This is a genomic window from Halanaerobium saccharolyticum (genome assembly GCF_004362045.1).
In the GTDB taxonomy this organism is placed as follows: domain Bacteria; phylum Bacillota; class Halanaerobiia; order Halanaerobiales; family Halanaerobiaceae; genus Halanaerobium; species Halanaerobium saccharolyticum_C.
This window is the reverse complement of sequence record NZ_SNWX01000012.1, coordinates 38,099-56,929: the sequence shown is the minus strand read 5'-3', so window position 1 is coordinate 56,929 and position 18,831 is coordinate 38,099. Positions and strand designations below refer to the sequence as shown.

Here is an 18,831-nt window from a genome sequence, read left to right as displayed (position 1 = left end):
GTTCTGTTAATTTCTAAATTAAGCAGAACAGCTCTCTAAAATACCATTATCTAATCCATTTTGTGTAATCTGTTAAAATTGATAATTTATCTGCTATAATTTTTCTGCCAGTTGATCACTTAGAGCAAGCAGTTCATCTTTTTGCTGCAGTCCCTCTATAAATCTTCTGGGAATTTTAGAAAATCCAACCTGAGCTCCAATCAAAGCACCTGTCAGCATAGTTCTTACCTGATTCTGACCTCCACCATTTAAAGCATGCAGAACTCCGGCTTCAAAATCATCCTTAAATCTTGCAGATAAATAATAGACAGCCGGCAGCATATGATAAATAGCACAGGGCATCCCATAAACTATAGAGGCTTTCCAGGCTGGTTCAATTACTATCTCTTCAGCCTCAGCTGCTCGAGCCATGTAAGACGGAGAAAGCAGACCATCAGGAGATGCAAACATTCCTTCACCATAAAGATCTGACTCCTTAACCACATTATTTTTGGGAGGTTGACTTAAATCATCAGAAGTCACCTTATGAAAGGGCAGCTTGCCCTGATCAACAGCCTGCATTAATTTAGTGGAAATTTCTGGATCAAGGCTTTCTCCCTGAACTAAAAGTGCCAACACTGAACTGAAGGCCACTGTTAAAGAAGCAATTAAATTATCTGATTGGATCAGAGCAGTATTTGCCGTTATCTTTAAACTTAATGACTCAAGATCATCAGCATAGAAAATAGCCTGAGCAATATTTCTTTCAATTGATTCAGTTGTATCTGCATTACCTGCTACCTGATCCCAGGGCAGTTCTTTTTCAACTCTGGCCCGCCAGAGATGCCGCATTGACTGACTTGTATAACCTCCTGGACCAGCCATCGCCTGGCCGGAAATTTCAGGCAAAAAATCTTCATCCATCATCCTGCAGAAATCATCCTGATCATAACCATCGTTTTCAATTAAGTGTTCAGCCATCATTTTTAGTAAAATTCCTGCCTGCGAAATTTCTCCTGCTTCCAGACCACCGTGATATCTATCAGATTTTGGGTCTGTATAATCATCAATCCATTCCCCATATTCCTCCCGCATTTCTTCTAAATCATAATACCAGTGAGGACCAACTCCCAGAGCTTCTCCGATAAACGCACCCATTAAAGCACCTTTTGCTCTTTCATGTTTACTAATCGCCATAATTTACCCCCTCACATTTTATATTGCCAGCTAAAATCTATTCATCAATTTTATTAGCTTCTATAAGTTTTGATTTTAAGTCAAATAATTTATCTGATAAATCTACTTTCATAATATGGGGATTTGTTAATCTCTTATATTCCTCTCCCAGACTATCCTTTTCTTGCTCTGCATACTCTTTAATTTCCACTACGGAAGGAGAATCATAGACCAGTTCTCCATTTTTAAAAATTGGTTCCATCATTTCTCTAATTCTATAATTACCTTTTTTTAGAGTGGTAGTTTTCCAGGTATCTCTGGCATCAAAAAGAGTTAAATCCTGATTTTCACTAATCTCTTCCTGCTGCAGACTAATTAAATCTGCTCTAATTTCACCTGAGTCTTTATCATAAATTCTTAATAATTTTTTGTCACCAGGATTAGTCATCTTTTTAATATTATCAGAAAGTTTTATTTTAGGCTGACCATTATATTCGCTCATCTTATAAACTGCCCCAAAGGCTGGACAATCATAGGAAGTAATAAGTTTAGTTCCAACTCCGTAAAGATCAATTTGAGCTCCCTGTAGATTAAGAGAAGTTATAATATTTTCATCAAGATTATTAGAAGCAACTATCACAGCCTCTTCCAGACCTGCCTGATCAAGCATTCTTCTGGCCTCTTTAGAAAGATAGGCTAAATCTCCGCTGTCCAGTCTAATTCCAAAAAGATCTGATTCGATTCCTTTCGCCTTCATCTCCTTAAAAACCTTAATCGCATTGGGAACACCAGATTTTAAAGTATCATATGTATCTACTAAGAGTATATCACTATTGGGAAAATTATCAGCATAGGTCCGAAAAGCTTCTAATTCACTTTCAAAACTCATTACCCAGCTGTGAGCATGAGTACCACTTACCTTAACTCCAAATTTCTTACCGGTTAAAACATTGGAAGTACCAGCACAGCCACCTATTACCGCAGCGCGCGCTCCGTAGACACCAGCATCAGGTCCATGAGCCCGACGCAGACCAAACTCCAGCACATCTTTTCCCTGAGCTGCCTCAGTTATTCTGGCGGCTTTAGTAGCAATTAATGCCTGGTGGTTAATAAAATTTAAAAGGGGAGTTTCTAATAACTGAGCCTGTAAAATTGGGGCTTCTACTTTAAGCAGTGGTTCATTTGGAAAAACAACACTACCTTCCGGAACTGAATGAATATCCCCTGTGAATTCAAAATCTCTCAAATAATCTAAAAAAGTTTCATTAAATCCCTGACTTCTTAAATATTCAATATCATCTTCTTTAAATTTAAAATTCTCTACAAATTCAATAATCTGTTCCAGACCTGAATATATAGCATACCCATTATTACAGGGGTTTTCTCGATAAAAAAGATCAAAAATTGCCTTTTCGGTTTTACCTTTATTACAGTATCCCTGAGCCATAGTCAATTGATAAAAATCAGTTAAAAGACTTAAATCTCTCATCATAATAAACACCAGCCTTATTTTATATTTTATGTATTGTTGTTTATAAAAATTTTAACATTTCAGATTTATTAAAACAAGTAATTTTGCACTATCTATTTCTAAACTTCATCATTAATCCTCCTGAACTTACAATAATTAAAGCAACTATTATTAATCGAAAGCAGGTTATTCAAAAAAGACTGGAGTTTTAACTCCAGCCTGATTAAAAATAATTTTGATTATCTAAAAATATATGTGGTTAACTTATCATCTATTTATTCAAGAAACTTATTTCCCAGACCCCATAATGTTAAATAACTCCAGACATTAGGCATTCTCGGATTACCAACACCAGTTGTCCCGTGCATATAAACATTTGTTCCGTCACCACCAAAAAACTAATGATGAGGACCTACCAGTATTAACTTCTGAAGTTTAATCTGATAGGTGTTTTCGCCTGAAGGGTCAGTAAATTCAGCGGGGAGTTAAGTCATAAAAAATATGTTATCATTCACTAAAATGTCATTACCTTACTTTCACTTTTAAGATAATCAGTTAAAGGCTCTCCCATATATTTAACCTCGATACCCAATTCTGCTAAATCATCTGCTACATTATACCGGTCAGCACAGGCTTTACAGGCCTCAACTTTAATTCCTGCTTCAATAAAATCTTTAACCTGTTTCTGTAATTCCTGATTCTCACTTAATAATTTTGAGGATGGCCCCCAGACAATAAATTTAACATCCTGCCACCATCCCTGTTTTTTAGCGTTGATAGTGTACATAAACACCATGTTTTCTGCAACTTCTTGATCACCACTTGTCCATAAAATAACTAAGCTATTGTCTTCTGTCATTTTATTCAACTCCTGTTAATTACTCAAACTCCGCACATTAATTATTCTTTTACAAATGCGGAGTTTGAGTAGTTATATTTAAATTAGATTAATTTCTAACTTATTCCTGTACTTCCATTTCGCCGGTAACTTCACTATCTTCAGTAATCTCTGCAGACTCCTGATATTCTTCACTGGCAAAATAGATGTTTCCTTCAACTGTGGCATCATAGAGTGTAAAACCATTAGCTTCTATAACCATATCTCCTTCAAAAACGCCGCCCTGAAATCTTGTATTTGGGCTACTTATAGTCATCTGGGGAGCTGTAATTGTATATCTGTCTGTTACATTACGTTCATCATCCTGAGCATAAGCTGCTATTTTACGATAAACCTCATTCTCTGAGTCACCACCATTATAGAAAGTTCCCTCAACAACAAGTTCCTCTTCAAAAGTCAAATCATTTAAAGTAGCAATGATCCAGGTTCCATCCTCACTAATAGCCTGTCTGAACTCCTCTTCTTCACTTACTATTGAAGCAGTTGTAACCGTATCAGCCGCTTCTTCCTGATTTTGATCGGTTCCATTACCTCCACCACATGCTGCCAGTAAAAAAAGTCCCAGAACAATAACTGCTGCTAAACCTAATTTTCTTTTCATTTTACTCCTCCTTTTTAATCCAAAAACAATTATCATTGGTGTATTTTTATAATCATCTAAAATACCACTTAATATTTTTTCTGCCTGCTCATCATCTCTGATCAACTTTTGGAGCGCCGCTCCATGATTAGTTATTCAGCAGCGACATTCATTGACCTCAGAAACCACTGTTGCTATCATTTCTCTCTGCCTGCGGGAAATATTTGAGCTGGCAAACATAATTGTTTTATAGATTTTTAGACTGATATTATAATTTAACTCAAATACTCATTTGCTCTCAGAGCCGCTTTTGCTCCCTCGGCAGCCGAAATTACAATCTGTTTATCTTTGATATCTGTTACATCTCCTGCAGCAAAAATCCCTTCTATACTTGTCTGATTATTCTCATCTATAATAATCTCGTTTTTCTGGTTTGTCTCCAGTCGATCACAGACAAAACCTGTATTTGGTATTAAACCAATTTCAATAAAAATTGCCTTGACAGCAAGATCAAGTTCTTTTCCCGTATTTGAATTTTTAATTTTAACAGATTCAACCTCGTGGTCACCATTTATTTCAGTTGTCTCATAGGATTTACAGATTTCTATTTTATCTGAGCTATTTACTTTATCCTGCAGACTTTTATCTCCAGATGGCTGCTCTCCTCTAATGATTAAATAGACCTTAGTTGCAATTTTGGCCATATCTAGAGCTGATTCCAGACCAGAATTACCGCCGCCAACAACAGCAACCGGCTGATCTTCATATAAAAATCCGTCACAGGTAGCACAGTAACTTACTCCCTTATCTTTTAATTGATGTTCTCCTGCAACTCCAAGGTGTCTCTTTTTGGTTCCAGCAGCAATAATCACAGCTTTAGTTTCAATTTCTTTTTCACTTTTGGTAATTAGAGTATGTCCCTTTTCTTCGTGTTTGATATCCAGTATTTCTTCTCCAAAAAGGGTATCTATATTATAATTTCGAAGATGACTTAAAAAATCCTGTACCAGATCCGGGCCGGTGGTTCCATATTCAGGTAGATAATTATCAATGGTATCAGTTTCTAAAACCTGACCACCGATATCTCTGGCTACCAGGAGAACCTTTAAACCTTTTCGAGCTGCATAAACCGCTGCAGTCATACCGGCTGGTCCAGCACCAATCACTGCCACATCCCAGTCTTTTTCACTGCAGTTTGGCCTTTCAAATTCAGTCATCTCATCAAGTCCACCCGAACTGACAAGTTCAATTAAATCATCATAGCCGCCAATTTTTTGATCACTGATAAATATTTGCGGAATAGTTTCTTTGCCACTTCGTTCTACCATTTCCTGCTGGAGTTCCTCGTTATCAGTTATGTCATAATCAGTATATTCAAGCCCCAGACTTTTCAGCATTGACTTTGCACGTCTACAATAAGGACACCATTCTTTTGTATAAATTTCGATCTTCGGGTTTTCCATCATATCAAATCCTTTCTTTTAATTAATTTCAGGATTAATAATATCTTTAATAGTTGTCTGTTCAAGTTCAGCCAGCATTTTTTGATAGGCCTTTCCAAATACACGGTGAATTTTACATCTATCTTTAATTTTACAGCTGCGGATTTCATCTACACATTCAAACACATTTTCTTTTGCTTCAAAAAGCTCCACTATCTGAGCCAGGTTGATCTCTTCAGCACCTCTACTTAAATTATATCCACCTTTTTTCCCTTCAGCTGAACTTACAATTCCATCTGCTGACAACCTCTGCATTACTTTTGCCAGATAAGATGAAGATACATTTCCCATCTCTGCCAGTTCTTTGACAGAAAGCTCTTCCTTTTTATTTCTTGCCAGAATCATTAAAGCAGGGACGGCATAATCAGTTTTTCTTGAAGTTTTCATTAATTAATAATCTCCTCATTTAATACCTTTCTCTGTTAAAAAATTATTTTTTTGATTTATCCTAATTATATAAGTGACAGGAGGTTAAATGACCTGCCTCTACTGCTTCGAGTTCAGGTTCTATCTTTTGACATTTATCAAAACTATATTTACAGCGGGGATGAAAACTGCAGCCGGAAGGTGGATTGATCGGGCTCGGAACTTCACCCTTTATTATATCCCGCTCTTTATAATTCCAGTCATCATTAACTCCTCTTAAGGAAGAAAACAGGGCTTCTGTATAGGGATGGACTGAATTATTGAAAATTGTGTCAGTATCTGTAATCTCAACTATTTTACCTAAATACATTACTGCCACTTTATTGCTGATATATCTTACCTCATGTAAATTATGGGAAATCCAGAGATAGGTCAGCTGATATTCCTGCTGCAGTTTTTTCATCAGATTTAAAATAGCAGACATTATTGAAATATCAAGGCCGGAAGTTGGTTCATCACAGACTATAAACTCAGGCTGTAAAGCGAGTGCCCGTGCAATTCCCACTCTTCTCGCCTGACCACCACTTAATTCGTGGGGAAAAAGTTCCGAATATCGTTTAGCAAGTCCCACCATATCGAGCAGTTCCCAGACTCGATCCAGCAAATTATAATCATCCTTAATCTGATCATGGATATATAATGGTTCAGAAACAATCTCTTCTACAATAAAGCGCGGATTTAAGGAAGACCTGGGATCCTGTAGAATCATCTGGGCATCTGATCTAAAATTTTTTAATTCCTTTTTATTAAAACCATTGATTGATTTTCCCTTATACAGAATCTCTCCTGCAGTTGGTTCGATTAATCTCAAAACAGATCGAGCCACAAACGATCGTTTAAAAAACAGGCTGAAAAGTGACCTGGTTCTATTTCTTCAAGCCGGGGCTCTTCTTTCCGACAGCGATCAAAACTGTAGCTGCAGCGGGGATGAAATTTACAGCCATCTGGATAATTGCCGGGATCAGGGACTTCTCCGGGAATAGTCTCCAGCTCTTCTGTTTTCTGATAGGGTGCAGATATCTTGACCCTTAAATATAATGCTACCTTTTTTTATTCTGGCTGAATCCGGCAGTAATCTCAAGATTGTTTTTCCTAAAGTCGACTTTCCGGAACCACTTTCCCCGACCAGAGCCAGAATCTCACCACTCTCGAGTTCCAGATTTATATCTTCCAGCACCCTTAAATAGCTGCCCTTATTTTTATATTCAACTGCTAAATCATTTATCTTTAAAATTTTATCCGGCATCAGACTTTATACCTCCTGATTCAATTTTGGATTTAAAGCCACCCTCAGACTCTCAGCAAAGGTTGAAAACCCAAGCATGGTCAGCATTATTGCCAGAGACGGCCAGACAATCATTAACGGCGCAGTCTGAATATACTGATATGACTGCTGCAGCATTACTCCCCAGCTGCTCAGAGGAGGCTGTAATCCCAGTCCTAAAAAAGAGAGTCCTGCCTCCCACATAATCATTGAAGCCATATCCATTCCACTCAAAACAAGGACTGAAGCAAATATATTGGGTAGAATATGCTTAAAAATTATGCGAGAATTATCTGCTCCCAGTGATCTGGCAGCTTCAACAAAATCCTCTTCTTTTTCTGAGAGAGTATCGGCTCTGACTACCCTACCGTAGCGGGGCATAATGGTGACCCCCAGGATAACTATAACACTCAACAGGGAAGGTCCAACTATAGAAAGCAAAACTAAAATTAAAATAATTGGGGGAAAAGCACGAATTACATCAAAAATAAATAAAATTAGATTTTCCAGTACACCACCTACATAGGCTGCCAACAGTCCCAGAATCATCCCAATAATTAATGAAATAATTATACCCCCAAAAGAAACGAGGACTGCCGGCCGGGCTGCATAAATTAGACGACTCAAAATATCTCTACCCAGACTATCTGTCCCCAGTAAATTTTCAAGACTGGGACCTTCCAGCCTTTTAGTCACATTAGTTTTATAAGGGTCAGCAGGAGCAATCAGGGGTGCAAAAATAGCTGAAACTAGAATCAGCATGATAATTATTCCACCAAGATAGGCTTTATAATCATTGCCCATTATTTTAATTACTCTAATTCTCTTTTTTTTGAAGCGGAAAAATTTCTGGCTCTTAAACATGATAAACCTCCAGCTGGTTATTTTTGTTTTATTCTGGGATCAAAATAGGCATATGAGATATCTGCAATCAAATTTGCAATTACAAATAATAAAGCTGCGGCTAAAACGCCACCTCTAACCATTGGTAGATCACGCTCATTAACCGAATTAACAATTAATCTCCCCAATCCAGGGCGGTTAAAAATTACTTCCACAAAAACAGCTCCACCGAGCAGCCTGCCAATACCAAGACCAATTACAGCAATGATTGGTTTAATTGCTTTTTTTAATGCATATTTATAAAGAATATAGGAGCGGGGAATACCAAATGATTTTTCAGTCTGAATGAACTCCTGATCCAGAGTTTCGAGCATTGAACTTCTGGTTAAGCGAGCAATATAACCGGTCCAGCCAACTGAAAGTGCCAGTGCAGGTCCAATTAAATGGTGCAGCCTGCTCAAAAACCCTCCTTCACCAATCCCAATTGAAGGTATTAGATTAAGATTAACTGAAAAAATAACAATCAATAAGACTCCGGCAATATAGGTTGGAGTTGAGGCTGTGATAAAAGAAAAGAGTGTTAAAAATTTTTCTAAATAACTATTATTATAATTAGCAGCCAGCAGTCCAATAGAAATCCCATTAAAAACAGCAAGTCCCATCCCTGTAAGGGTTAAAATAACTGTATAGGGCAGAACATTCAAAATCACCTTAAGTACCGAACGATCTCTAAAAATTGAGGTCCCAAGATCTCCCCTGATAATATTCTGCAGATAAATTAAATAACTTTGATACCAGGGTTTATCAAGGCCCAGGCGCCTGTTTAGTTCCTCCGCCATTTCTGGAGTAGCCCTCGGTCCAAGTATAATATCCGCTGGATCTCCAGGCAGTAAATAACTGAGGCTGAATAAAATTAATAAGACTGTAAGAATAGTTGGAATCACCCACAAAAGTCGTTTTGTGATATAGATAAACATATGCTAATCCTCCAGCTTTCAAATTTCAGAAAATATGGGTTTGATTAAATAAAATTTAAAAAAATATTTGAATAAAACCTGAATCTGAATTAAAATATTTGGATTCAGGTTTTATAATTTTTATTTTTCGCTGCTGGTGGTTAACCAGGGTAAAACTACTCCATCTGGAGAAAAAACTGGCTCTACTTCAGTATTCCAGGCGGGAGTTTTAACTCCGTGAGTAACCCAGATGCCAATCGAATCTTCATTCATCAGCTGCTGCATTTTTCGATAGTTTTCAGCCCGTTTGTTAGTATTGAGTGAAGTTTCAGCTTCCTGCCAGAGCCTATCATATTTCTTGTTTGACCATTGAAATAGGTTCCATTTTCCAATTTGTTCACTCAAGTACCACTGAAAATTATAACCAGGATCAACAGTATTGGTAAATCTAGCATAAGTTATATCATAACTGCCTTCCTGCCAGCTTTCTATTTTGGGTCCAACTTCCATAGCCTTAACATTTAAATCAATATTAAATTGGGACAATTGATCCTGAATTAAAGCTCCAATCAGTCTTCTTTTCTGGGTGGAGTCAGTTACATATTCCAGTTCTAAACCTTCTCCCTCTGGATAACCGGCCTCTGCCAGCAAATTCCAGACATAATCTTTCCCTACTTCTTTCAGTTTAAAATCAGGAGCCTTCCAGTAACCGATCATATCCTCAAGTAAAATAGAATAGGCTTTCTCTGCCTTGCCAGCAAAAGCACCCACCAAGATTTCTTCAGGATTAATTATATATCTTAAGGCTTCTCTTAATTTCTTATTATTTAATGGCTCCTTACTGGTATTAAAGGCCACATATTGGACTGCCAAATCTGGAAAAATTTCAGCTTCAAACTCTTCCATCTGACTTATCTGATCAAAATTATCAAGAGTAAGCTGTCCAATATCAATTTCTCCTGCCTGTAAAGCCAGTTCTTGAGAAGTAGGGTCAGCCATGGGCATAAAAACAATTTCTCCATAATCCGCCTCTGCCTCAAAATAATTTTTGTTTTTCTGCAGAGTTATATTATTATTAACATCCCATTCTTTAAAGACATAAGGCCCAGTACCAATCGGATTACTGGAAAACTCTTTTCTTCCCATCTCTTCCACTGCCTTTTTGCTGACAATTAAACCCGCATTAAAAGGAAGTGTGGAAGTAAAAAGCCTTCCCATTGGCTGACTTAAAATTAATTTTACTGTATATTTATCAACAATTTCTACTCGTTCCAGATTACTGAATGATTGTGCTTCCGGAGAGTTTGCATCTTCTGCGATTATTCTCTCAAATGAAAATTTAACATCTTTAGCAGTGAATTCTCCGTAGTCCTTATGAAACTGAACTCCCTCTTTTAGCTGAAAGTTGATTTCGGTACCATTCTCAGAAATCTCCCATTTTTTCGCCAGATCAGGCACCACTTTAAATGTTCCAGGCTTATACTTAACCAGTCCATTAAAAACTGAATTCATTACCGGCCAGTCAGATAAAACCCGCTGCAGATATGCCGGATCAAGTGTCTGTGCTCGACCAGGAATAGCAATATTAAGGCTGTCATCCTGGGCTGCTGCCGGGTTAGTTAACAGACTGAACAACAAAACAGTAGTTATCAAAGTAAAAATATATTTATTTTTTAACATTTTGGCCTCCTTTTAAAACTTCTCGACAATTATCTATATTCTGGATTGGGGTGATCAAAGCTGCAGCCAGCATCCCAGGCACTGCGCTGATTGCCGTGGGCAGTAATTCCATCATTCCCTTTAAGCATTTTGGCCAGATGCATTAAATTCCAGGTCATAAAAGTTGTATTTCTCTGAGTAAAATCATTTTCCGGACCACCCGAATTATCATCTAAGTAGGAAGGTCCAGGCCCAGCCTCACCAATCCAGCCAGATTGGAGTACCCAAAATTAAAATATCAGCTGCCATCACTTTCTCAAATATCTGGGGCCAATCGTCTTTTTCCAGCCCCTTCTTTGTCATATCAGGCCAGACTCCAGGAGCAATGTCATAATCAGCTGCTCTTAGAACTTCAGCCTCCTGTTAACTCAGATATTAATTATCCGCGTTTATGTTAAACCAATTATAGTATATTGATAATGAATTTACAGGAAAAAATTCTGAATTATACAGCAATTATTCTGAGTCAGATATATAAATCCAGCTTAAATCCAGTCATTTCTTTTAAATAACCAGTATTCGATTCCGATAATTAAAATCATTATTATTGAAAAAATAGCAAAAGATAAATTGCTTTCAGTTCCCGGCATACCACCGATATTGATTCCAAATAAACCGGTCAGAAATCCCAGTGGCAAAAAGATACTACCGACAATAGAAAGAATGTACATGGTTCGATTCATCTGGTCATTTATCTTATTATTCAATTCTTCCTGAACCAGTGCTGCCCGATCCCTAATCGTATCAAGTTCTTCAATTTGTCTGATTGAACGGTTGGAAAACTCATAGATATATTCTTTGTCATCCTCATCCAGCCAGGCTATCTTTTCTCTGTAAAGACGGGCCATTGACTCCCGCTGGGGCACAATATAACGCCGAATAATAACTGCTTCTCTTCTTTTTTCGGAGATCAAAGACCGCAGTTTAGACCTTTCTGCAGTTAAAACTTCTTCTTCCATCTCATCAATCTGTTCTTCAATATCGTAAATATAATCACTAATTCTATTACTTATCCCATCAATCACTTGAATCAAAAAATCAGCAGTTGTTCTGGGACCTTTACCCTTCTGATAACTTTGATTGATGTCATCAATGGTAAAAATGCGCTCACTGCGGGTAGTAATTATTCTACCGGGTTCTATCCACATATGCAGAGAAACCATGTCTTCTTCATCTGAATCAGGATTTAAATTTAGCCCCCTCAAATTGAGAAGTATCCCGGCTTCATCTTTTAAAATACGGGGTCTGGTTTCTTCTGAGATTAATTCTTTAATTACAATATCAGATAAACCGCTCTCCTCTTTTAACCATCTTTTGGTCTCCTCTTTTAGAACATTGAGGTGATACCAGCAAAAGGAATCTTCGCGTTTTTTTGAAACATCTTCTTTTAAAGTTGCCAGCTGCTTAATATAATCTTTTTCTACATAGTAGCCTGTAATCAGTGCTGCCATTAAATACCTCCTTCAACTAAAATGTGCCTCCATCCCAGCCCCACATTGCACCTGGAGCATCTGCAAATTCAATATATATTCTGTCCTGCTCAATTTCTAATTCAGTTTCAAGAAATTGACAGAGAAACTGAGATAGTTCTTCGGTCATTGATTCTTTTAAACCGATGCTTTTTACCTGAATAAAGGCTGTCTTTTCTGTGCTGCCGCCAAAAGTCATTCTGGTTTCAGCTTCCAGAGCTGTCATAATATATGATTCCGGTTTTCCCAGCTGATCTGCCATCTCAGCCGATAACTTCTTTAATAATCCTTCTTCTTTTTCCACTTTCTGATTAGTCTGAACTTTAATATAAGGCATCAAAACCACTCCTTCTTTATATTATTAAAAATATTATACTTAAATTCTACTCGCTTAAGTTACGAACTATCCCATATTTTCTTAAAACAATTAAGTCAGCATCTATTTTACCACTTTTTTCGGCCCCATAATCAACATCTATAAGTTCAATAAATTCTGCCGTATAATCTTTTAAAACTCCATTATATTTGACCCAGTCATTACCCCGTTTTAATTCTAAAATCACTCTTTCACCAATATAATCTTCCAGCAGAGGCTCATAGGAAGTTTCAACTAAATTATAAACCTCATTTTTCATTTTATTAACCTGACTGTCATTGCTGCTGATAGCTGCTCCTACAGGGGTTGTCTTGGAAAGATTGCTGGTCATCATATTTATTATTTCAATAACAGCATCTTTGATGATTTTTAAGAAATTTAAAGTTGAGCGCCTGAACTTCCGCCAGCGTGAAGGTTGGAAGGTTTGCTTGAAATCCTCTGCTCTGAGTATTTTTCCTTCCTCAGTTAAATCTTTATGATAGCGCACTACTGCCTGAATATCAGGATATTCATTTTTATAAAGCAGAAAACTCAAAAATTTAAGCTGTCTCTCATCTTCAATAAAATCGGAATAATTAAATTTTAGCCCAGAACTTTTCAGCTTCAACTCACCTCTGTACTGCTGACCGTTTAAGAGTTCCAGAGTAACCATATCATCTCTGAAATCTTTAAGACATTTGTCTTTTTTTATCTTTCTGATGACAACGGCTATCAGAGCAGAAAGAATAATAAAAATAATTGTTATAGTTGCAGCATCCAAAATTTAACCCCCTTTTTTAATAATTTCTTTCTCGCTATATCCATATTTAAACAAAGATAAGTAAATTCCTCTATTTTAAAGCTTAATTTTCTTATCAAATTTTAATTTGTAAAGTGATAAAAAAAGACTGCGCCAGGCAAAATAAGCCGACACAGTCTTTAATAAAATAAATTCTATACAGTCAGTATTTTTTTGAGATCAGAAAATTACTGGCTCTTTTTTATTCATCTTCACTCTTATATTTATGAAGCAGTACAGAACATTGAGCAGCTTCGGCAATTTTATCAGTTGTACGGCCAAATACTGTCTGATAAACCCACCAGTCTCCAGATGGACCAATAACCAGCAGTTCAAAATCTTCTGTAGCTTTTTTGATACTGGCTGCCAGAGAATTTCCTTCCAGCATCATTGTTTCAGCATCAATTTTAAATTCAAGCGCCTTATCTTTTGCTGCTGCCAGAACTTTTTTTCCTTTCTGCCGGCTGCCATCTCTTTTATCTACATAATGAGCCAATGTCAAAGTAGCACCCGTTTCCTGTACTATATGTTTGATTAGATTCAATCTACTTTTGGAAGGTACTTTTGCTACTGGATACATTACTTTTTTGGTCTGCTCAATATCAACTCTATTTTTATAGATAATCACATCACCATGAAAATTATCCATGATATGAGAAGCCATTTTAGAAATTTTAGCCCCTGGCTTAGGACCCCAGCCCAGGATGATCGCTTCTGCTTCCATATCAAAGGCAGTCTCTAAAATACCCCTTTCTATAGTCTTAGAAGTTACAATTTCACGGTCACTGTGAATACCATATTGCATCATCTTATGATGACTTTCGGTAACTCTTTTAGCTCCCTCTCTCCATTCGCGCGGCAGGTCAATATAACTTCCCTCACGCATGACATGGATAAATTTAACCTCTCCTTTTTTACGTTCAATAATATAGGAAGCTAGATCAGTTAAATTATTAATATCTGCTTTATGGCCTAAAGGAAGTAGAATCTTCTTATATCCAGGCCAGTTCTCATGTAATTTATCATTCATTAATCTAATACCTCCTCAAGTGCCAGATTTAATTCCAGCACATTAACTCTGCTTTTTCCATATAATCCGAGCAGCTTGGACTCTGTATGTTCTTCTATTAATGAATTCAGGGTTGACTCAGAAATTCCTGTCTGATCTACCAGATATTCTACCTGAAAATAAGCTGCCTCAGGTGAGATATGTGGATCTAGAGCAGAACCAGATTCAGTAATTAAATCTACTGGTACAGCCATATTGCCAAGCTGATATTTAGCTTTAATTTTTTTTAAGTCAGCCTCAATTCTCTGCTGTAATTCAGGATTTGAAGCAGCTAAATTAGCACTACCAGAAGTTGTAGCATCATAATTAATTGAAGATGGTCTGGATATAAAATAAATGTCACTATCAAATTTTTGACCGATAAGTCTGGAACCTACAGCCTCTCCATTCTGATAAATCAAACTGCCTTCCGCTTTATTCCCAAATAACTGTCCCACACCCCCTAATAATAGTGGATAAACTATTGAGAAAATTAGAAGTGAGAGAACTATTAACTTGACTGCAGTTATTATATTCTTTTTTGCACTCATTTAAAACACCCCCAGCATTACTAATAGCATATCAATTAATTTAATAGAAATAAATGGTGCAATCAAACCGGCTCCTCCGTACATAACCAGATTCTTGCGCAGCAGCTTAGAAGAACTTTCCGCTTTATAATCCACACCCTTCATTGCCAGTGGAATTAAGAAAGGAATAATCAGTGAATTATAAATTAAAGAAGCAATTACTACACTCTGCGGTGAATATAAGTTCATAAAGTTAATCTGCTGTAAGGCCGGTATTCCTGCACTAAAAATTGCAGGAACCAGCGCAAAATATCTGGAAATATCATTGGCAATACTGAAGGTTGTTAGAGAACCTCTGGTCATTAATAACTGTTTACCAATGGCAACGACCTCAATTAATTTTGTCGGATCAGAATCAAGATCAACCATATTTCCTGCTTCTTTAGCAGCATTTGTTCCGGCCTGCATAGCAAGTCCTACATCAGCTTTGGCTAAAGCAGGAGCATCATTGGTCCCATCACCGGTCATTCCAATTAACTTTCCTGTTTTCTGTATTTTTTCAACCAGAGCAATTTTTTCTTCCGGCTTAAACTCAGAATAGTATTCTTCTATTCCAGCCTGCTCAGCCACATAGCGGGCAGTTCTCTCGTTATCACCAGTTGCCATAATACATTTAACTCCCATTTCCTGGAGTTCCTGGATTCTGGCCTTAATGCCTACTTTCAATTCATCCTGGAGTTCAATTAAACCCAGAATCTTCTTATCAACAGCAACAGCCAGAGGCGTACCTCCACTATCTGCAATTTCATGGGCTTTATCAGTTAATCCATCAGGAATCTCATCTGCATATTCCTTAACTGCTTCTACAGAACCTTTTCTGATTTCAGTTCCATCAGGTAAATCAATACCACTCATTCTGGTTTTAGCAGAAAATTCAACAAAATTTTCCTTTTTCAGCTCACTTTCATCTACATCAACATCTAAGTCATGAGCCAGGTTAACTACTGAACGGCCTTCTGGAGTTTCATCAAAATATGAAGACTGGAGGCAGGCTTTATATAATTCATTATCTTCACTGCCAACTGCAATAAATTCTTCTGCGATTCTTTCTCCAGTTGTAATTGTCCCTGTTTTATCTAAAATCAGCGCATCAAGGTCACCTGCTGATTCAACTGCTTTACCCGATTTAGCAATTATATTTTCTCTGGTTACTCTGGTCATCCCGGCTATTCTAATCGAGGCCAGTAAAGCTCCAATTGTTGTCGGCATTAAACCGATCAAAAGAGCAATCAAGTTGGCCACATCAACGTTCATATCTACATACATCCCAAAAAAACGCATGGTAACAACTGCTGCCAGATAGACAAAGGTAAAGCTGGCCAGAAGCAGGGTCATCGAGATTTCATTGGGAGTTTTCTGTCTGGATGCTGTTTCTACCAGACCAATCATCCTATCTAAAAATGACTCTCCTACAGCAGCAGTAACCTCAATTTTAAGCACATCACTTAAAACTTCAGTTCCTTCTGTAACAGAGTTTCTGTCACCACCACTTTCTCTAATTACAGGTTCTGATTCTCCTGTAATTGCTGATTCATCAATAGAAGCACTACCTGCAACAACTTCTCCATCACGGGGTATAATATCTCCTTTTTCTACAAAAACATAGTCCCCTTTTTCTATATCTGCTCCAGCTACCACCTCATAGTCGTCTTCAGTTATCTGATCTAATTCAATATCCTTATTTTTTAATCTCTTACCTTCACTTTCCACCTGTAAGGCCTTTAAGCTATCAGCATGAGCCTCCCCCTGCAGTTCAGCCAGAGATTCGGCATAATTTGCAAATAATAAGGTAAAGACTAAAATTATTGTGATTGTCAGATAATACCAGGTGGGCTGCTGACCATTAAAAAGCGGTGGATAAAGTGTCAAAATTATTGTCAGTATAGTACAGAGTTCTACTACAAACATAACCGGATTCTTAATTAAATATCCAGGATCAAGTTTGATAAATGACTGTTTGATTGCTGTCCACTGCTGTTCCCAATCTATATCGAACATCTCTACATCCCCCCACTTAGCATTTCTGCAATTGGTCCTACTGCTAATGCAGGCATAAAGATTAAACCACCAATAATAATCATTACACCAACAAATAGAACTAGAAATGACAGATTTTCTACTTTAAGTGTTCCTTCTGTTTCTGGTCTGATTTTTTTCTTCGATAAATTACCTGCTATTAAAAGCTGACCGAAAATAGGAAGATATCTTCCCATTAGAATTGCGCCACCATTGAGTAGGTTATAAAATACTGTATTATCCATTAAGCCTTCCATCCCACTGCCATTATTGGCTCCGGCGGAAAACATCTCATATAATACTTCTGAAAAACCAGTAAAACCAGGATTATGGATAGCTTCTTTTCCGGCTTCAGTAATTACTGCAATTGAAGTTGGGAATAAGACTAATACAGGCAGCAGCAGAATAATTAAAGCTGCAATTTTAACTTCTCTCCACTCAATCTGTTTACCTAAGTACTGTGGTGCCCGACCAATCATCAGACCTGCGATAAAGACACAGATAAAGATATAGGTCATTAAATTAAGTAATCCAACTCCAATACCATTATAGAGACAATTCATTGCCATAGCCAGGAATGGACCCATGAGCCCCTGTGGGCTATAACTATTATGCATACTGTTTACCGCGCCATTGGTAGTTGAAGTTGTGGATATTGCCCAGAGTGAACTTAAAAGACTGCCAAAGCGCGTCTCTTTTCCTTCCATATTGCCTGCACTCTGATCAACAGTTATATTTAAATTTTTTTCTGCCATTGTTACTGCTCGATTGGGCTGCATTTCTCCAGCTGCAGTAACCCAGAAAAGACCAAGAAAGATAACAAATAAAGCCCCAATTAAAATAACTCCATGTCTTCTCTTGCCCATCCAGATTCCAAAGGCATAAATGATTGCCATCGGGCTGGCCAGCATAATTAAGTTAAGTACTAAGTTAGATAATATTGTCGGGTTTTCAAATGGATGAGCTGCATTGGCGGCAAAAAAACCACCACCATTTGTGCCCAGGGTCTTAATCGCTTCAATTCCAGCTACAGGACCAACTCTGATTGCCTGTTTTACTCCCTCAATGGTATTGACAACAATCTCTCCACCAAACCACTGGGGTGAACCCTGAGAAATTAAAATCACTCCGATCACAAATGAAATGGGCAGTAAAAATCTGATTAAACCTTTAATTAGATTGACATAAAAATTACCCAGTCTACTATCTTCTTGATTCTGGATTCCTCGGGTAAAGGCAGGAGCAAGTGCCAGTCCAGTACCGGCAGATAAAAACATTGCCAGTCCAACAGCAAATAGCTGGGAGAAATAAGAAAGATTTTCACCACCATAATGCTGCTGGTTTGTATTACTGACAAAAGTACTGGCTGTATGAAAAGCCTGATCCCAGCTCATACCTTCTAAATTAAGAGGATTTAGTGGTAGAATATTCTGGAATTTAAAGACCAGAAAAAGAAAAACAAATAAGATTCCATTGAAAATTAAAAGCGAAAATAGATACTGCTTCCAATTCATTTCTTTGTCTGGCTTGATATTCAAAAATGAAAATATTTTCTCTTCTATCAACTTAAAAGGTCGATCCAGTTTTTTAAACAAATTTAACTTTTTAGGTAGTTCACTTTTACTATTTGTCTCTTCCTGATATATCCAGGCTATATATTCGCCGAAGACATATATTAAGGCAAATAATAGTACAAAAAAGACAATTAAAGCTGCTATATTTAACATCTTATCACCTTCC

At 37.3% G+C, this 18,831-nt stretch carries 19 protein-coding genes and 1 pseudogene; all 20 read right to left on the bottom strand.

Features of this window, described 5'->3' with window-relative positions; translation table 11 throughout:
- Nucleotides 1-93 precede the first annotated feature (93 nt).
- The 20 genes and pseudogenes from DFR79_RS08720 to kdpA all read right to left on the bottom strand — a co-directional run bounded on the left by DFR79_RS08720 (nucleotide 94) and on the right by kdpA (nucleotide 18,818).
- Nucleotides 94-1,176, bottom strand: coding sequence for an ADP-ribosylglycohydrolase family protein (locus DFR79_RS08720; protein ID WP_133515120.1), 1,083 nt, complete (start codon nucleotides 1,174-1,176; stop codon nucleotides 94-96).
- A gap of 37 nt (nucleotides 1,177-1,213) precedes the next feature.
- Entirely contained in the window at nucleotides 1,214-2,644 is a 1,431-nt protein-coding gene (locus DFR79_RS08715; protein WP_208107517.1) for a nicotinate phosphoribosyltransferase, read from the bottom strand.
- Nucleotides 2,645-3,140: 496 nt separating this feature from the next.
- A complete protein-coding gene (locus DFR79_RS08710; RefSeq protein ID WP_133515119.1) occupies nucleotides 3,141-3,485 on the bottom strand; it encodes a DsrE family protein in 345 nt (114 codons plus the stop codon).
- Nucleotides 3,486-3,585: 100 nt separating this feature from the next.
- The gene (locus tag DFR79_RS08705) at nucleotides 3,586-4,230 is read right to left on the bottom strand and encodes a hypothetical protein (RefSeq protein WP_243727747.1); all 645 of its coding nucleotides are present in this window, start codon (nucleotides 4,228-4,230) and stop codon (nucleotides 3,586-3,588) included.
- 149 nt (nucleotides 4,231-4,379) lie between these two features.
- Nucleotides 4,380-5,570 (bottom strand): glutaredoxin 3, encoded by a 1,191-nt coding sequence (grxC, locus tag DFR79_RS08690; protein ID WP_347814032.1) that lies wholly within the window; start codon nucleotides 5,568-5,570, stop codon nucleotides 4,380-4,382.
- A 15-nt stretch (nucleotides 5,571-5,585) separates the two neighbouring features.
- Nucleotides 5,586-5,993 carry an RrF2 family transcriptional regulator gene (locus tag DFR79_RS08685; protein WP_133515118.1) on the bottom strand — a complete coding sequence of 136 codons (408 nt, stop codon included), beginning with the start codon at nucleotides 5,991-5,993 and terminating at the stop codon, nucleotides 5,586-5,588.
- 61 nt (nucleotides 5,994-6,054) lie between these two features.
- Nucleotides 6,055-6,858 carry an ABC transporter ATP-binding protein gene (locus DFR79_RS08680; protein WP_279512877.1) on the bottom strand — a complete coding sequence of 268 codons (804 nt, stop codon included), beginning with the start codon at nucleotides 6,856-6,858 and terminating at the stop codon, nucleotides 6,055-6,057.
- Complete coding sequence (locus DFR79_RS08675) at nucleotides 6,840-7,013, bottom strand: oligopeptide/dipeptide ABC transporter ATP-binding protein (protein WP_243727751.1); 174 nt, start codon at nucleotides 7,011-7,013, stop codon at nucleotides 6,840-6,842. The genes DFR79_RS08680 and DFR79_RS08675 overlap by 19 nt, the downstream gene beginning before the upstream one ends.
- A complete protein-coding gene (locus DFR79_RS08670; RefSeq protein WP_133515117.1) occupies nucleotides 6,994-7,278 on the bottom strand; it encodes an ATP-binding cassette domain-containing protein in 285 nt (94 codons plus the stop codon). Before DFR79_RS08670 ends, DFR79_RS08675 begins: the two co-directional genes overlap by 20 nt.
- A 6-nt stretch (nucleotides 7,279-7,284) precedes the next feature.
- Entirely contained in the window at nucleotides 7,285-8,160 is an 876-nt protein-coding gene (locus tag DFR79_RS08665; RefSeq protein WP_133515116.1) for an ABC transporter permease, read from the bottom strand.
- Nucleotides 8,161-8,177: 17 nt separating this feature from the next.
- Entirely contained in the window at nucleotides 8,178-9,116 is a 939-nt protein-coding gene (locus DFR79_RS08660; RefSeq protein ID WP_133515115.1) for an ABC transporter permease, read from the bottom strand.
- A gap of 120 nt (nucleotides 9,117-9,236) precedes the next feature.
- Nucleotides 9,237-10,775 (bottom strand): ABC transporter substrate-binding protein, encoded by a 1,539-nt coding sequence (locus DFR79_RS08655; RefSeq protein WP_133515114.1) that lies wholly within the window; start codon nucleotides 10,773-10,775, stop codon nucleotides 9,237-9,239.
- Nucleotides 10,776-10,804: 29 nt separating this feature from the next.
- Nucleotides 10,805-11,168 (bottom strand): annotated as a pseudogene (locus tag DFR79_RS16485) (hypothetical protein); the annotation flags it as partial.
- 131 nt (nucleotides 11,169-11,299) lie between these two features.
- Complete coding sequence (locus DFR79_RS08645; protein WP_133515113.1) at nucleotides 11,300-12,265, bottom strand: CorA family divalent cation transporter; 966 nt, start codon at nucleotides 12,263-12,265, stop codon at nucleotides 11,300-11,302.
- A gap of 16 nt (nucleotides 12,266-12,281) precedes the next feature.
- Complete coding sequence (locus DFR79_RS08640) at nucleotides 12,282-12,620, bottom strand: phenylpyruvate tautomerase MIF-related protein (protein ID WP_133515112.1); 339 nt, start codon at nucleotides 12,618-12,620, stop codon at nucleotides 12,282-12,284.
- 46 nt (nucleotides 12,621-12,666) lie between these two features.
- Entirely contained in the window at nucleotides 12,667-13,419 is a 753-nt protein-coding gene (locus DFR79_RS08635; protein ID WP_133515111.1) for a hypothetical protein, read from the bottom strand.
- Nucleotides 13,420-13,639: 220 nt separating this feature from the next.
- Nucleotides 13,640-14,467 (bottom strand): universal stress protein, encoded by an 828-nt coding sequence (locus DFR79_RS08630; protein ID WP_133515110.1) that lies wholly within the window; start codon nucleotides 14,465-14,467, stop codon nucleotides 13,640-13,642.
- The gene (gene kdpC, locus DFR79_RS08625; protein ID WP_133515109.1) at nucleotides 14,467-15,036 is read right to left on the bottom strand and encodes a potassium-transporting ATPase subunit KdpC; all 570 of its coding nucleotides are present in this window, start codon (nucleotides 15,034-15,036) and stop codon (nucleotides 14,467-14,469) included. The genes DFR79_RS08630 and kdpC overlap by 1 nt, the downstream gene beginning before the upstream one ends.
- Entirely contained in the window at nucleotides 15,037-17,073 is a 2,037-nt protein-coding gene (gene kdpB, locus DFR79_RS08620; protein ID WP_133515108.1) for a potassium-transporting ATPase subunit KdpB, read from the bottom strand.
- 2 nt (nucleotides 17,074-17,075) lie between these two features.
- A complete protein-coding gene (gene kdpA / locus DFR79_RS08615; protein WP_133515107.1) occupies nucleotides 17,076-18,818 on the bottom strand; it encodes a potassium-transporting ATPase subunit KdpA in 1,743 nt (580 codons plus the stop codon).
- Nucleotides 18,819-18,831 lie beyond the last annotated feature (13 nt).